Raw genomic sequence first — 15,272 nt, 5'->3', positions numbered from 1 at the left:
AAACTTCAACTAGCTTATCCAATCTCTGCGATCACTTCAATTTCGACTTTTACATCACGAGGAAGACGTGCAACTTCCACAGCTGAACGAGCTGGAAATTCCTCTTTAAAGGCAGTCTGGTAAACCTCGTTAAAAGGAACAAAGTCATTCATATCGCTCAAGAAGCAAGTTGTTTTAACAACATGGTCAAAGTCTGTTCCTGCTTCAGCCAAAATAGCACCGATATTTTTCAAGACTTGTTCGGTCTGTTCTTGAATCGTTTCTCCTACAATTTCTCCAGTTTCAGGAGATAGGGGAACTTGACCGCTAGCAAACAAAAGATTGCCAACGATTTTTCCTTGAACATATGGTCCGATTGCTTTTGGAGCTTTGTCTGTATGAATTGTTTTTGCCATTTCTTTCCCTCACAATTTTTCTAATATTGCATCCCAAGCCTGATCCATCCCTGCCTTGCTGACAGATGAAAAGAGGATGAAGTCGTCACTTGGGTCAAAGTTTAATTTCTTTTTGATTGCTGATTCGTGCTTATTCCACTTACCGCGAGGAATCTTATCTGCCTTAGTCGCAACGATGATAACCGGAATCTCATAATACTTGAGAAATTCGTACATCTGCACATCATCTGCTGACGGGTCATGACGAAAATCCACCAGACTGACCACGGCTCGGAGATTTTCCCTAGTCGTCAGGTACTCCTCAATCATGCGCCCCCACTTTTCACGCTCTTTTTTGGAAACGCGGGCATAGCCATAACCTGGTACATCCACAAAACGCATCTTGTCATCAATATTAAAGAAGTTGAGCAACTGGGTTTTACCAGGTTTCCCAGATGTACGAGCCAGATTCTTGCGGTTCAGCATGGTGTTGATAAAGCTAGACTTGCCGACATTTGAACGCCCTGCAAGGGCAATCTCTGGCAGTTCATCCTGCGGATAGTGGGACTTGTTTGCCGCACTGAGCAGGATTTCAGCATTGTGTGTATTGATTTCCATAGTCACCTCTAGGCTGTTTCTAGGATGGGTTTTTCCGTTCCATCGACAGCTTCTTTTGTGATGCGAACCAATTTCACATTTTCCTGACTCGGTACTTCAAACATAACATCTAGCATGGTTTCTTCAATGATTGAGCGAAGACCACGCGCACCAGTTTTGCGTTCGATAGCCTTATTGGCGATTTCCTGAAGGGCTTCATCGTCAAATTCCAACTCAACATCATCATAAGAAAGCAAGGTTTGGTATTGTTTGACCAAGGCATTTCTTGGTTCTTTCAGGATGCGAACCAAGTCATCTACTGTCAATTGCTCAAGAGCTGCAAAGACAGGCAAGCGTCCAATCAACTCAGGGATAATCCCAAATTTTTGAATATCTTCAGCGATGATTTCTTGCATGTAGGAGCTGTTTTCGTCAATTGCCTTGTTATTTTGGCCAAAACCGATGACTTTTTCTCCCAGACGTTGTTTAACGATTTCTTCGATGCCATCAAAAGCACCACCCACGATAAAGAGGATATTTTTAGTATCCACCTGAATCATCTCTTGTTGTGGATGTTTGCGTCCTCCTTGAGGCGGTACGCTAGCGACAGTTCCCTCGATAATCTTGAGAAGGGCTTGTTGCACACCTTCACCCGAAACGTCACGTGTGATCGACACATTCTCGCTCTTCTTGGCAATCTTGTCAATTTCATCTACGTAGATAATCCCACGTTCTGCACGTTCGATGTTAAAGTCAGCAGCCTGCAAGAGTTTGAGGAGGATATTTTCCACATCCTCACCCACATATCCAGCCTCAGTCAGAGCTGTTGCATCTGCAATAGCGAAAGGCACGTTCAAGCTCTTAGCCAAGGTCTGAGCCAAGAAAGTTTTCCCTGAACCAGTTGGGCCAATCATCAAGATGTTTGACTTCTGCAAATCCACATCTTCTGACTCTTCACGCGTATCGTGAAAATTGATGCGTTTATAGTGATTGTATACAGCCACTGCCAAGGCACGTTTGGCACGATCCTGACCAATCACATAGTGGTTCAAGATATTGAGGAGCTCGATTGGTTTTGGCACTTCAGACAAGTCTGCCAAAACTTCCTCGGCCAACTCCTCCCGAATGATTTCCTGGGCCAACTCCACACATTCATTACAGATAAAAGCGTTGTTCCCAGCGATTATTTTCTTTACTTCTTCTTGGCTTTTGCCACAAAATGAGCAATAAACCATCATATCATTTTTCCTATTTGTAGGCATGATTTCCTTCCATTCTAATTTATCATTCTATCTAAAATAAGGTCATATAAAAAGCATGAATACTGTTTACCAGATTGGTAAAAGCATTCAACCAGAGTAAGGCAGACAGTCCATAGCGCTTCTTACGAAAAGCCTGTGCTCCAGTCAAAATACAGATCACACACAAAAAAGCTGTGAAAAATCCAAATATACTGCGCTCCATTAGACTTCCTTTCTATCTCGGTATTCGATGGTAAAATCATAGTCGTTTTTCTCATCTCGGGTGTAAGATTTGCTTGCGACTGTCTCAAAACGAGACAAGTCAAACTCCTCAGGAAAATAGGTATCTCCCTCCACCTGAGCATGAATCTGTGTCACGATGATTTCATCTAAATAAGGCTCAAAAGCCTGAAAAATCTGCTTTCCGCCAATGATATAGAGATTTTTTTCCTGACTCTGATACCACGCTAAAACAGACTCCACATCTTGAAATACGAGCGCCCCATCTATGACTTCTTCGCTACTGCGCGTTAAAATAAGGGTTTGCCGTTTTGGAAGCAGACGACGTCCCATGCCATCAAAGGTCACTCGCCCCATCAGTATAGCATGATTTAAAGTTGTTTCCTTAAAATGTTGCAACTCTGCTGGCAAATGCCAAGGGAGACAATCTTCCTTCCCAATCACACCTTTTTCATCTTGGGCCCAAATGGCTATGATTTTCTTTGTCATGCTTCCGTCCTTTTTATTGATACTACTATTTTATCAAAATTCTCCCAAAAAGGCTGTTTTGAAACGCGCGCAAAAGAGAGAAAAGGAGCAGGCTTCATTTAGCCTGCTCCTCTCGTACCTAGGACATATATTTTTTTGCTTCTGATTCGATTTTTTCAACCACTTCTTGGATACTTAGTCCTGTTGTGTCAAGGTAAACTGCATCCTCAGCCTGCTTGAGAGGCGAGGTTTCACGATGACTATCTTTGTAGTCACGTGCCGCAATTTCTTCTTTCAGCGTTTCCAAGTCAGTCTCAATCCCTTTAGCAATATTTTCCTTGTAACGACGCTCTGCTCTTTCTTCAACAGAAGCCACTAAGAAAATCTTGAGTTCAGCTCGTGGTAAAACAACTGTCCCGATATCACGGCCATCCATGACGATACCACCTTGCTGGACAATTTCTTGCTGAAGAGAAACCAGTTTCTCACGCACCTCAGGAATGGCAGCAATGCTTGAAACCTTGTTGGTCACTTCATTTTCACGGATAGGATGAGTGATATCCACATCCCCTACAAAAACAAGTTGATCACCTGTTTCTGAACGTCCAAAACTAATGGGGTGTTGGTTAAGAAGCTCAAGAAGTTGGTCTACATTTCCTGCATCCAACTGGTGCTTAAGCGCTATATAAGTCGCAGCACGGTACATAGCGCCCGTATCGAGATAAGTGTAACCAAAATCTTTAGCGACAATCTTTGCAACCGTACTCTTACCACTGGAAGCTGGACCATCAATAGCAATTTGAATTGTCTTCATTCCCGACTCCTATCTTGTCTTAATCACATCACCTGGGTTGGCAAACCAAGATCCAGATGACATGTGAGAAGGATTTAGGGCTTCTAATTGAGCAATGGAAATCCCTGCACGTTGAGCAAGAGCTGCCTCACCCTCTCCAGGATGCACAGTGAGTGTTCCTTCTCCTTCTGTGTGCTCTTCTGAACTGCTCTCTGAAGGAGTTGTTTCAGAAGAAGATGTTTCCTCTACCTTGCTACTTGAAGATGACGATGCTTCTACTTTAGAACTTGAACTTGTAGAAGGAGACGATGTATCATAGAAGTCCTTCAAAGATGAAGTACGATTGCTTCCTCCGGTTGATAAGTAAATCAATACAACCACCATCGCTACAACGATCACAAAGAAGAGGCTAGCTAGAACTGTTAAGACACGATTGGCAACAGCGCCTTTTCCTTTTTGTTTACGGCGACGACGCTCTGATCTTGATTCTTCCTCACTATTTTCATAGATATCTTCTTGCCATGGTTCCTTTGCCATACCTTACTCCTTGTATTTTTTAAACTTTCTTATTACAATATAAATATGAAACTCACACTTATACCTGAACGGTGCATCGCCTGCGGGCTTTGCCAAACCTATTCTGAACTCTTTGATTACCATGATAATGGAATCGTTCGATTTTGCGATGATCCAGTTGAATTGCAAAGAGAAATCGCTGAGAACAGCGATGTTCTGGAGGCCATCAAAAATTGTCCTACACGTGCACTTCTAAAAGATCCATCATAGTTTAAAAGGGAGATTGATTTTGTAGATTCTCTTTATCACTTTAATCCCTTCACCTACTAGTTTAGCATATTTCTAGGTAAAATTATAGTCTTTTCCGGTTATTTTTTCCTTCAAAAATAGAAAGATCACTTTTTTCTTTGATGAGGTAGAGTGGTCTTTTTTTGGTTTCCAGGTAAATCTTACTGATATACTTGCCCAGAATCCCAATGGTCAGAAGTTGAATCCCCCCAAGAAAGAGAATGACGGCCATCAGAGAGGTCCAGCCAGATGTTGGATTTCCCAAAATAAGAGTCCGAAATACTACAAAAACAGTCATCATAAAAGAAATAAAACAAGATAGGAGTCCCGCTACAAAGGCTATACTCAAGGGGAAATCTGAAAAATTGAGAATCCCTTCAATCGAGTAGACAAAGAGCTGTCCAAAACTCCAACTGGTCTTGCCAGCCTGTCGTTCAACGTTTGGATAATCAAGATAGTGCGTTTTAAAGCCCACCCAGGCAAAGAGTCCCTTAGAGAACCGATTGGACTCGGTCAGGGTTAAAATAGCATCTACCACAGACCTTCTCATCATCCGGAAATCACGGACGCCTGAGGGGAGAGCTACTGGGCTGATTTTTTGCATGAGGCGATAAAAAAGATCAGCACAGAAACTGCGAAAGAGGGGTTCTCCCTCCCGACTAGTTCTCCGTGTCCCAACACAGTCCAAGTCTGCATTTTGGTCTAGTAAGGCTTTCATCTCAAGTAGCATACCGGGAGGGTCCTGGAGGTCTGCATCCATCACAACCACCAGGTCCCCAGTCGCATACTGTAAACCTGCGTACAGAGCTGCCTCCTTCCCAAAATTTCGTGAAAATGAGACATAATGCACCGCAGGATTTTGCTCCCGATAAGCCTTCAAAAGATCTAAGGTCCCATCGCTTGAGCCATCGTCTATAAAGACATACTCGACCTCTGCTCCCAGGTCAGGAAGCAAATCTTCAACAGACTGATAAAAAAGAGGAAGTACTTCCTCTTCATTTAAACAGGGGACAATGATCGAAATCATTATCTTAGTCTTCAAATCCATTTGGATGCTTACTTTGCCAACGCCATGCGTCTTCACACATTTTCGTGATATCAAATTCTGCTTCCCATCCGAGCTCTGCTTTGGCTTTTGCAGGATCTGAATAGCAGGCAGCGATATCACCTGGGCGGCGTTCTACGATGCGGTAAGGAATAGGACGTCCCACTGCTTTTTCCATATTTTGAATAATTTCAAGAACAGAGTAGCCTTTGCCTGTTCCAAGGTTATAAATGTTAAGGCCAGACCCCTTTTGGATTTTTTGAAGAGCTGCAACGTGACCTTTGGCTAGATCTACGACGTGGATATAGTCACGAACACCAGTTCCATCTTCCGTATCGTAATCGTCTCCGAAGACTTGTACTTGCTCTAATTTTCCAACAGCTACCTGAGTCACATATGGTAAGAGATTGTTTGGAATTCCATTAGGATTTTCTCCTAAATCTCCGCTCTCATGTGCTCCGATTGGGTTAAAGTAACGAAGCAAGACCACATTCCATTCTGAGTCTGCTTTGTATATATCGGTCAAGATTTCTTCTAGCATGAGTTTGGTACGACCGTAAGGGTTGGTCACTGAAAGTGGGAAATCTTCTAAGATTGGAACTGTGTGAGGATCTCCGTAAACTGTCGCAGAAGAGCTGAAGATGATATTCTTACAGTTTGCTTCTTCCATAACTTTTAAAAGACTAAGAGTTCCAGCGATATTGTTGTCATAGTAGGCAAGAGGGATACGTGTTGATTCACCTACAGCCTTCAAACCAGCAAAGTGAATCACACCTGTTGGCTCTTCTTGCTTGAAAATATCTCTGAGAGTATCAGTATCACGGATATCTGCCTCATAGAAAGGAATTTCAACTCCTGTGATTTTTTCAACAACTTCTAAACTTTTACGGTTGCTATTGACAAGGTTATCCACTACAACCACTTGATGACCTGCTTGGATCAATTCAATAACAGTGTGGGTTCCGATAAAACCGGCACCACCAGTTACCAAAATCTTTTCTTGCATCTTTTTTCCTCGATTCTCGAATTATTTTTTCTTATTTTACCATTTTTGGTAGGGAATGTCATTTGCCATCCTAGAGGGGAGACTAAAATTTTAGTAAAATGCTTATACTCTTCGAAAATCTCTTCAAACAATGTCAGCTTCGCCTTACCGTGGGTATGGTTACTGACTTCGTCAGTTCGATCCACAACCACAAAACAGTGTTTTGAGCTGACTTCATCAGTTCTGTCCATAGCCTCAAAGCCGTGCTTTGAGCAGCCTGCGGCTAGCTTCCTAGTTTGCTCTTTGATTTTCATTGAGTACTATTCGCTTTTTACTCGTTTGACATAGTTTGCAATTGGGTAGTTTACTGGGTCCAAGGTCAATTCCTTGTCTTGGACCAGCTGGGCTAGATGGTAACCGATGATAGGCCCCGTTGTGAGACCTGATGAACCTAGACCACTAGCCGCATAGACACCTACCAATCCTGGCACCTGCCCAAAGAAAGGTGAGAAATCACTGGTGTAGGCACGGATTCCTACTCGCTCACCCGATGATTTCGCTTCTGCCAAGGCTGGATAGTGAGGTAAGGCTGCCTCCTCCATTTGTTGGAGCAAGGTGTCATCTACCGTCAAATCAAATCCCATATCATTTTCATGAGTAGCGCCCAAGGACAATTTCCCACCTGCAAAAGGGATCAAATCCCATTCCCCTTCTGGCATGACAACAGGGTATGATTCCATGTCTTGGGCAAGCTGATAATCTCGGAGTTGCCCCTTTTGGGGACGAACATCTACCTCATATCCTAAAGGTTCCAAAATGTCCCCCAACCAAGCTCCCGTCGCTAGCATAACCTGATCAAACACCTCTTCGCCAATCTGGTAGCCTGATGATAAAGGTGTCAGACTCACTTTTTCTTTGACCAGTTTGACTTGACTGGCTTCTAGCAGACGAGTCACCAAGAGTTGGCCATCTACTCTCGCTCCACCAGAAGCATAGAGCAAGCGGTCGAATCCCTGCAAGCCAGGGAATAATTCATTTGCAGACGCTTGGTCTAGAATGGCTAATTGACCTATCAAGGGAGATTCTTCCCTACGCTGGAGTGCTAGTTCATAGAGTTCTTCTAACTTGGATTCATCCTTTTTCAAGAGAAAAACTCCCGAACGCTGGTAAAAGTCGATTTCCTGTCCTGACTTTTCTAAATCAGCCAACAAATCCACATAAAAGTCAGCCCCCAAGCGTGCCATCTTGTACCAAGCTTTATTACGGCGTTTTGAAAACCAAGGACTGATAATTCCTGCTGCTGCCTTGGTTGCCTGACCCTGACCATGGTCAAAAACAGTTATCTCTAGGTCGCTTTCTTTCGAGAGGTAGTAGGCAGCTGTTGCCCCCACAATCCCTGCTCCAATAATGGCAACTTTTTTCATTATCTTCACCTTCTAACTAGATATGGTGGAAAGGATTAGTTGATGCCTGACTAGGCAAGATATCAATAGTCCAGCCCTTTTCTGACTTCCATTGAGTAAGTAGTGCTGCGATTCTTTCCACAAAGAGAACTTCAATATAGTGGCCTGGGTCCAATGCCAACAAGCCATCAGACAGCATATCCTGAGCAGTGTGGTAGTAGATATCACCAGTGATGTAGACATCTGCCCCCTTTGCCAAAGCATCAGGATAGAAAGACTGACCACTACCACCGCAAATGGCAACTCTTGAAATTTCCTTCTTCAAATCACTCTCTTGATAATGTACCATTCGAAGACTATCTAGACCAAAGACTTGCTTGACATGCTGGGCCAATACCCCAAAAGTCTGAGGCTGAATATTCCCAATCCGCCCAATCCCACGTTCAGGGCCTGTTTCCTGCAGATAAGTCGTTTCCTCGATACCTAGCATCTGGCAGAACCAGTCATTTAGCCCATTATCAACGATATCAATATTAGTATGGCTGACATAAACTGCGATGTCATGCTTAATCAAATCAATGTAAATCCGATTTTGTGGACGGCTAGCTACCAGATCCTTGATAGGACGAAAGATAGGCGCGTGCTTGGCGATAATCAAATCCACACCCTTTTCAATGGCTTCAGCCACCGTGTCTTCACGAATATCAAGGGCAACCATGACCCTTTGGATATCCTTGTCTAAAGTGCCGATTTGCAGGCCACAACTGTCTCCCTCCATAGAAAATTCCTGGGGGCAAAAGGCTTCATATGCGCTAATCACTTCACTTGCTAGCATGGAGCACCTCCTTGATGGCTTGAATCTTATGAGCTAGAACTTGACGTTCTTCTCGATTTTTCTCTGGGATTTGGTCAAGAGCAAACTCTAACTTAGCTGCTTCTTTTTGCCATTTTTGAACAAAGATTGGGCTGACTTCTTTGGACAAGAAGGGACCAAAGCGGACATCACTGGCTGATAGCTTCATTTGTCCCGCTCCCACCACCAAGATCTCATAGAACTTGTCAGCTTCTTCTAGGATGCTTTCTGCTACGATCAGAAAACCGTGGTCTTGCAACCAAATGCGCAAGTCGTCTTCTCGATTATTGGGCTGGAGGATTAAACGCTCTACATTAGCTAGCTTTTCCAATCCTTCTTCCAATATGGTAGCAATCAAACGGCCACCCATACCAGCAATGGTGATAATAGAGACTTGGTCAGCCTCTTCAAATGCCGCTAAGCCATTGGCTAAACGAACCTGAATTTTCTCCTTTAGACCGTGATTCTCAACATTTTTCACCGCTGACTGGTAGGGGCCTTCCACCACCTCACCTGCAATGGCGCTTTTGATTTGGCCTCTCTCAACTAACTCGATTGGCAGATAAGCATGGTCACTCCCCACATCTAGTAAAACGGCCCCTTGTGGCACAAAGGAAGCTACCAATTCTAATCTCTTTGAAATCATCTTCTCTCACTTTCCAAAACTCTATTACCTTTTATTATACCATATTTCAGCTAGCAATCTTGCACCTAAAAAGACCACAATCCACAGATTGCAGCCTTTCTTTATTTTCTAGCTTGATAGCGACTGGTTAGAATGAAAATCACAGTAAAGACAGCCATCATGACGAGGTAAACAGGCAACGTTTGTCCTGTCAAGGTTGAAATTTCAAGCAACTTTTGAATCATTGGGAAAAGAGCTGTGGCTAGGAAACCACCTACTGACCAGACAACCAAGAGGACACGCCAGAGGGTAAATGGCATGCAGGCTCTAAATACAGATAAGAAACCGATAGACCCAAGGAGATAATAGAGTAGGGTTGAGATTTCTAACTCAGACCAACCTTGACTCGCTCCAAAAATTTTCACAAAAAGAACGCTGAACACGACCATGAGGGCACTTGGTAGGGCACGAAGCATGGATCTTCTGAGGAAGTTTGGTTCGACAGGCTTGATATTTCGCTCAAAAGTCAGAACGAATGGTGGGAAACCTTCCACGAATTGGTCGATCATGGTAATCTGGATTGGAATGAAGGGGAAAATCAAGATCCATTCAGACCGTCCCAGAAGAGCACTGGCAATACAAATCACCGCAAGCAAAAAGGAATAAATCGTCTTAATCAAGAAAATCGGTGCGATATGGGCGATGTTATTGACCACACGACGGCCTTCAAAGAGAATCTCAGGAACATCATTAAAGTCTGAGTTCAAGAGAACTAGATTGGCAATCTGACGTGTCGCCGGATCCCCTTCAGCCATTACGATTGAACAATCCGCCTCACGAAGGGCCAGGATATCATTGACTCCGTCCCCTGTCATTGCCGTTGTATGCCCTGCTTTTTTCAGCGTTTGGATGATGAGTTTCTTTTGATGAGGGGAAACACGTCCGAAAATAGCTGTCTCTTCAGCCATGGCAATCAATTCCTCATCCGTGATTTTTGAGCAATCTACATAGCTGTGATAATCCGCAAAGCCAGCCTTCTGGGCAATGCTGGACACTGTAACTGGATTGTCACCAGAGATAATTTTGAGTCCCACTTCCTGAGAACGGAGATAGTCCAGCGTCTCAGCTGCTCCTTCTCGAATAGGGTCCAAGATTTCCAGCAAGGCTAGAGCCTGAATATCAGATGGTTTCTGTGGTTTGTGATGATCTAGTTTTTCCTGACTGAGAGCCAAGACTAAGACACGAGAACCTCGCTCCAAGGCCTCTCTAGCTTCAGGGACTTCATTTTCCAACAACATTTCAGGCGCACCTAAGAAAACCGTTCCTAGCCCTTCTAACTCCATAGCTCCCCACTTGCGGTCGCTTGAGAAAGGAAGATTCGAAAGCATAGGATAGGCAACCTGTCCTTGGAAACGCTGACGAATGGCTTGGGCGGTTGGATTTTTATCCTCACTGTGAGCGATATAGCTAGTCAAAATGCTGGCAATAGCCTCGTCACCATATGTTTCCGTCAGAGGAAGAATAGCCTCCACCTGCATCTTTCCTTGGGTGATGGTGCCCGTCTTGTCCAGACAGAGCATATCCACGCGCGCCAAGGTCTCGACAGAGTACATCTCCTGCACCAAGACCTTTTTCAAGCCCAGCTTGATCACCGCAGTCAAGAGCGAAGTAATGGTCAAAAGGGCGATTCCCTTGGGCAACATTCCCAAAAGGGCAGTCGATGAATTTACAACGGATGACTTGAGGGGCAAACCCTTTAAAATCAAGGCTTCTAACAAGAGAGCTAGACCAAAGGGAATGATAATCTTCCCAGTAAAACCTGCCAGCTTGTCCAGCGATTTCATAATGCGAGAGTTGATGGGTTTCACAGTCTTGGCTTCCAGCATGAGTTTGGAAGCATAGTTTTCTGCCCCAACATGGTGAACTTGAGCCAAAACTGATCCACTGGCTAAGAAACTCCCAGACAAAAGCAAGGCATCAACCTCCTTTTGTACCAAATCACTCTCACCAGTCAACATAGCTTCATTGACTTCCGCAAATCCTTCCAGAACCAGGGCATCACTAGGAATCTGCTCTCCCGCAGACAAACGAATGACATCTCCTAGGACTAATTCTTCTGGATCGAGAGCGACTTCTTGACCATCACGGATGGTTTTGACCTTTTCCTTGGTCATGAGATTGAGCTTGTCCACCATATGTTTGGCCCGTAGCTCAGTCACAATCCCAGAAAAAGCGTTAAAGCAGATAACAGCAAAGAAGACCAGATTGCTCCAAGCCTGCACAAAGGCCAGCGCTAGAGCAATAACAAAGTTTAATGCGTTAAAAAGTGTAAAAACATTTCGTTTGATGATTTGCCAAGTACTGGTACTAGCTGATGCGGTAAAGTCATTGACCAAACCTTGAGCCTGTCTTTCCTTTACTTCTCTTTGGGTTAATCCTATAATCTTATTTTTATCCATGAATTCTATCATATCATTTTTTCTAGAAGAATTCTAATCTCATCCAAAAACTGTTGGTTGATAACTGAAAAAGTTTGCCAGTAGTCTTTTGATAAGGTATAATAATAAAAGCAATACAATCGAAGGAGTTCTCATGTTCTATACTTATTTGCGTGGACTAGTCATGCTGATCTTGTGGTCCATCAATGGCAATGCCCACTACCACAATACTGATAAAATCCCTAGTAAAGATGAAAACTATATCCTAGTAGCACCTCATCGGACTTGGTGGGATCCAGTTTACATGGCCTTTGCGACCAAGCCAAAACAGTTCATCTTTATGGCCAAAAAAGAGCTGTTTAACAACCGCATCTTTGGCTGGTGGATCCGTATGTGTGGCGCCTTTCCTATCGATCGGGAAAAACCTAGTGCCTCTGCCATCAAGTACCCTATCAACGTCCTCAAAAAAAGCGACCGCTCTCTCATCATGTTTCCAAGTGGGAGCCGTCACTCAAACGATGTCAAGGGTGGAGTTGCCTTGATTGCCAAAATGGCCAAGGTCCGTATCATGCCTGTTACCTACACCGGTCCCATGACCTTGAAGGGCTTGGTTAGCCGTGAACGTGTGGATATGAACTTTGGAAATCCTATCGATATCTCAGACATCAAGAAAATGAATGATGAAGGGATTGAAATGGTTGCAGACCGTATCCAAGCAGAATTCCAACGTTTGGACGAAGAAACCAAGCAGTGGCACAATGATAAAAAACCAAACCCACTCTGGTGGTTTGTCCGCATCCCTGCCCTCATTCTTGCTGTGATTGTTGGTATCCTAACGATTATCTTTACTTTCGTCGCAAGCTTTATCTGGAATCCAGATAAGAAGAGAGAAGCTCTTGGTTAAAAAATACAATTATCCCTTGGCTTTTGCCAAGGGATAATTCTTTTATTCGATTTTCCATTTTTGGGCCAACCAATTGGAAAAGGCTAGGAATCGTTCAGCCACTTGCTCATGATGCCCATAGGGATCAAAGACAAACTGACTAGTCGGATAGTGTTTCTGAAGACTGGTATGGATCTGCGCAGCATAGACTGGTGCTTGAGCCAAGCGATTGGTATGATGGGCTCCTTCTGTTTGACCATTCTGTAAATACAGCAAACAATCTAGATTTCTCACTTTCTCTTCCCTGCAATAAGTCGTAAAATCAGGATACCAAAATGAACCGCAGATAGAGAAGACACAGGAGACCTTGTCAAAATGGAAAAGACTGTATACTGCTGTCAAACCACCTAGTGAGTATCCTCCATAAGCAAGGCGATTTTTGTCCAGGCGATAAAGCGACTGCAACTTATCTAAAAGACCTCCAAATAAATGACCATGATAGGCATTTGCCTGACCGCCAAAATCTGGAGCTCCATCTCTCAGAGCAGATGCCTTCCAGGGAGTGTAGTCGTCTAGACGATTTTTAGAGGTCAAGCCCACTAAAATCACAGATTCTGAAAGGGAGGATAGGAAATCCAAGTTTCCATCATTCAAAAGAATCGCTGGATAGGTTTGGTTGGGATCATAGGTCGAAGGAAGACTGACCCTAACTTGGATTCCTTCCCAATCAAACTCATTATTTATTGATAAAGTCATTGATTTTCTCAAGGGAATCAATCACTGCTGGACCATAGTCCATCAACTCATCGTAAGAAATGGTCATGATTTTTTGATTCTTAATTGCAGGAACGTTTTCCAAAACTTCATTTGCTTTCATCAACTCTACTGCGTTGGCATCCAATTTTTTATTGCGGTCGCTGGTCACATAGATAATCAACTCAGGATCCATTGACACGAGATTTTCCAAGGTCAAGCCTGATGTTCCCGTTGCAACGTTTGTATAACCAAGTTGATTCAACAAGCTTTCTTGCAAAGCAGACTTGTAGGCACCAAAGGTTTCATCATTATAAGCAACCATAATCAAAGCCTTTTTCTTTTCACCTTGGCTTGTTGGATTTGCTTTCTTAACAGCGTCAATTTTAGCTTGTAATTGGGCTGCGTATTCATTAGCCTTGTCCTGAACATTGAAAATCATTCCAAGATTTTTGACATCTTCTACGATATTTCCCAAATCTTGCTGAATCGTTGAGAGAGAAGCTTTTTGCGTATAGACTGGGATTTTGTTTTCATTCCAAGCGCTAACTGTTCCCAAGGATTTTTCTGAAAACATCATGTTTCGACCCATCACCGCATCTGGCTCATAAGAAAGGACTGTCTCTTGAGAGACTGTTTTTTTATCACCGATTTGAGGAATGGTCGCAATCGCGTCCTTGTATTTGTCTGTTACAGCATTGTCAGGGTTGAGCATGCCAGCAATTTTATCCTTCAAGCCTAGTTCCAACAAAATTTCAGTAGTTGAAAGATTATTGGTGATAACTTTTTCAGGTGCCTTGTCAAAGACTTGTTCGACTTCATTTCCCTTAGCGTCATAGGTCTTGACCGTTAACGGATAAGTCGTCTCTGTGCTGGCCTTCTGACTTGTTTCTGTACTAGACTGTGTAGTAGCTTTTTCAGTGGTAGTGTTACCACAAGCTGCCATGGTTAGGGTAGCTACTGTTACGAGTAAAATACTGAGTGTTTTTTTCATTTTGTTTTCCTTTTCATTCTTATAAATAGTGAATCATGGCTTGCTGATCCTCGGTCCAAGTAACCTGACTTTGAACTCCATATACAGTTTGTAATGACTCAGGGGTGATGGTCTCCTTTGGAGTCCCTTGGTAAAGGATTTCCCCCTCTTTCATCAGATAGAGATAATCCGAATAGCGACAAGCAAGTTGAATATCATGCAGGACAGCTAGAACATTGATTTTGAGCTCCTTCACAATGGCTAACAAGTCTAGCTGGTACTTGATATCTAGGTGATTGGTTGGTTCGTCCAGGAGCAAGAGAGTTGGTTCTTGCGCCAAGGCGCGGGCTAATAAGACTCGTTGTTTCTCCCCCCCTGACAGAGACGAATAGAGACGAGTTTTCTTCTCAAGCATATCCACCTTGACGAGAGCATCTTGAACGAGGGCATAATCTCTTTCCTTTTCCTTCTGTAAAAAAGAGAGGTGAGGAGTTCTTCCCAGCAAGACGATTTCCTCAACTGTACAATCAAACTGCAATTGATTAAACTGGGTTACAACTGCCATTTGCTTGGCTGTTTCTTTGAGTGACCAATGTTCCAGTGGCTTTCCATCTAGTCTTATCAAGCCTTTGTCCGCCTTTTCCTGACGATAGAGGAGTTTAAGCAGACTGGTTTTCCCACTTCCATTTGGTCCTAGTATCGTGTGAAATTGATGCCCCTCAACCTTAAGAGAAACTCCTTTGAGGATTTTTTTCTCTCCCAGTCCAAAGTGGACATCCTGACAAATCAAGCCCATA

The 15,272-nt window shown here is 43.5% G+C and carries 19 protein-coding genes; 2 read left to right on the top strand and 17 right to left on the bottom strand.

Annotated elements, in window-relative coordinates; translation table 11 throughout:
• Positions 1–14: 14 nt before the first annotated feature.
• From KZX55_RS06875 to KZX55_RS06845, 7 genes are all read right to left on the bottom strand, one after another.
• Positions 15–395, bottom strand: a complete 381-nt coding sequence (locus KZX55_RS06875) for a RidA family protein (protein ID WP_001140420.1) — start codon at positions 393–395, stop codon at positions 15–17.
• Between the two features lie 9 nt (positions 396–404).
• On the bottom strand, positions 405–992 hold the full coding sequence (yihA, locus tag KZX55_RS06870) for a ribosome biogenesis GTP-binding protein YihA/YsxC (RefSeq protein WP_049489756.1): 588 nt from the start codon (positions 990–992) through the stop codon (positions 405–407).
• Between the two features lie 8 nt (positions 993–1,000).
• Complete coding sequence (clpX, locus tag KZX55_RS06865) at positions 1,001–2,233, bottom strand: ATP-dependent Clp protease ATP-binding subunit ClpX (RefSeq protein WP_002874765.1); 1,233 nt, start codon at positions 2,231–2,233, stop codon at positions 1,001–1,003.
• 31 nt (positions 2,234–2,264) lie between these two features.
• On the bottom strand, positions 2,265–2,435 hold the full coding sequence (locus KZX55_RS06860; RefSeq protein ID WP_084881700.1) for a hypothetical protein: 171 nt from the start codon (positions 2,433–2,435) through the stop codon (positions 2,265–2,267).
• Positions 2,435–2,941, bottom strand: a complete 507-nt coding sequence (locus KZX55_RS06855; RefSeq protein WP_248025944.1) for a dihydrofolate reductase — start codon at positions 2,939–2,941, stop codon at positions 2,435–2,437. The genes KZX55_RS06860 and KZX55_RS06855 overlap by 1 nt, the downstream gene beginning before the upstream one ends.
• 118 nt (positions 2,942–3,059) lie before the next feature.
• Positions 3,060–3,734: a (d)CMP kinase gene (gene cmk / locus KZX55_RS06850; RefSeq protein WP_248025934.1), complete on the bottom strand. Its 675-nt coding sequence runs from the start codon at positions 3,732–3,734 to the stop codon at positions 3,060–3,062.
• 9 nt (positions 3,735–3,743) lie between these two features.
• Positions 3,744–4,250 (bottom strand): SAG1386/EF1546 family surface-associated protein, encoded by a 507-nt coding sequence (locus tag KZX55_RS06845; protein WP_001040924.1) that lies wholly within the window; start codon positions 4,248–4,250, stop codon positions 3,744–3,746.
• A 45-nt stretch (positions 4,251–4,295) separates the two neighbouring features.
• Between KZX55_RS06845 and KZX55_RS06840 the strand changes: the two genes are divergently transcribed.
• The gene (locus KZX55_RS06840) at positions 4,296–4,499 is read left to right on the top strand and encodes a ferredoxin (protein WP_162278996.1); all 204 of its coding nucleotides are present in this window, start codon (positions 4,296–4,298) and stop codon (positions 4,497–4,499) included.
• An 82-nt stretch (positions 4,500–4,581) separates the two neighbouring features.
• Here the strand turns inward: KZX55_RS06840 and KZX55_RS06835 are convergent, their stop codons facing one another.
• The 7 genes from KZX55_RS06835 to KZX55_RS06805 form a co-directional block, all read right to left on the bottom strand.
• The gene (locus KZX55_RS06835; RefSeq protein WP_162279080.1) at positions 4,582–5,565 is read right to left on the bottom strand and encodes a glycosyltransferase family 2 protein; all 984 of its coding nucleotides are present in this window, start codon (positions 5,563–5,565) and stop codon (positions 4,582–4,584) included.
• Positions 5,549–6,568, bottom strand: a complete 1,020-nt coding sequence (galE, locus tag KZX55_RS06830; RefSeq protein ID WP_084939863.1) for a UDP-glucose 4-epimerase GalE — start codon at positions 6,566–6,568, stop codon at positions 5,549–5,551. Before galE ends, KZX55_RS06835 begins: the two co-directional genes overlap by 17 nt.
• On the bottom strand, positions 6,547–6,861 hold the full coding sequence (locus KZX55_RS06825) for a hypothetical protein (RefSeq protein WP_248025926.1): 315 nt from the start codon (positions 6,859–6,861) through the stop codon (positions 6,547–6,549). Before KZX55_RS06825 ends, galE begins: the two co-directional genes overlap by 22 nt.
• 6 nt (positions 6,862–6,867) lie before the next feature.
• The gene (locus KZX55_RS06820; RefSeq protein ID WP_248025924.1) at positions 6,868–7,971 is read right to left on the bottom strand and encodes an NAD(P)/FAD-dependent oxidoreductase; all 1,104 of its coding nucleotides are present in this window, start codon (positions 7,969–7,971) and stop codon (positions 6,868–6,870) included.
• 16 nt (positions 7,972–7,987) lie between these two features.
• Positions 7,988–8,785: a Nif3-like dinuclear metal center hexameric protein gene (locus tag KZX55_RS06815; RefSeq protein WP_248025920.1), complete on the bottom strand. Its 798-nt coding sequence runs from the start codon at positions 8,783–8,785 to the stop codon at positions 7,988–7,990.
• Positions 8,772–9,449 carry a tRNA (adenine(22)-N(1))-methyltransferase gene (locus KZX55_RS06810; protein WP_248025917.1) on the bottom strand — a complete coding sequence of 226 codons (678 nt, stop codon included), beginning with the start codon at positions 9,447–9,449 and terminating at the stop codon, positions 8,772–8,774. Before KZX55_RS06810 ends, KZX55_RS06815 begins: the two co-directional genes overlap by 14 nt.
• A 101-nt stretch (positions 9,450–9,550) precedes the next feature.
• Positions 9,551–11,887 carry a cation-translocating P-type ATPase gene (locus tag KZX55_RS06805; RefSeq protein ID WP_248026172.1) on the bottom strand — a complete coding sequence of 779 codons (2,337 nt, stop codon included), beginning with the start codon at positions 11,885–11,887 and terminating at the stop codon, positions 9,551–9,553.
• Positions 11,888–12,020: 133 nt separating this feature from the next.
• On the opposite strand from KZX55_RS06805, the gene KZX55_RS06800 reads away from it, so the two are divergent.
• A complete protein-coding gene (locus tag KZX55_RS06800; RefSeq protein ID WP_248025914.1) occupies positions 12,021–12,770 on the top strand; it encodes a lysophospholipid acyltransferase family protein in 750 nt (249 codons plus the stop codon).
• A gap of 42 nt (positions 12,771–12,812) precedes the next feature.
• On the opposite strand, the gene KZX55_RS06795 is transcribed toward KZX55_RS06800, so the two are convergent.
• The 3 genes from KZX55_RS06795 to KZX55_RS06785 are packed head-to-tail and all read right to left on the bottom strand — an operon-like array spanning position 12,813 to position 15,271.
• Positions 12,813–13,505 carry an alpha/beta hydrolase-fold protein gene (locus tag KZX55_RS06795; RefSeq protein WP_248025913.1) on the bottom strand — a complete coding sequence of 231 codons (693 nt, stop codon included), beginning with the start codon at positions 13,503–13,505 and terminating at the stop codon, positions 12,813–12,815.
• Positions 13,486–14,496: an ABC transporter substrate-binding protein gene (locus tag KZX55_RS06790; protein WP_247941056.1), complete on the bottom strand. Its 1,011-nt coding sequence runs from the start codon at positions 14,494–14,496 to the stop codon at positions 13,486–13,488. Before KZX55_RS06790 ends, KZX55_RS06795 begins: the two co-directional genes overlap by 20 nt.
• 19 nt (positions 14,497–14,515) lie before the next feature.
• The gene (locus KZX55_RS06785; protein WP_248025909.1) at positions 14,516–15,271 is read right to left on the bottom strand and encodes an ABC transporter ATP-binding protein; all 756 of its coding nucleotides are present in this window, start codon (positions 15,269–15,271) and stop codon (positions 14,516–14,518) included.
• Position 15,272 lies beyond the last annotated feature (1 nt).

The sequence above is a fragment of the Streptococcus halitosis genome (assembly GCF_023147855.1).
Taxonomy (GTDB): domain Bacteria; phylum Bacillota; class Bacilli; order Lactobacillales; family Streptococcaceae; genus Streptococcus; species Streptococcus halitosis_B.
This window is presented reverse-complemented; position numbering and strand designations above follow the sequence as displayed.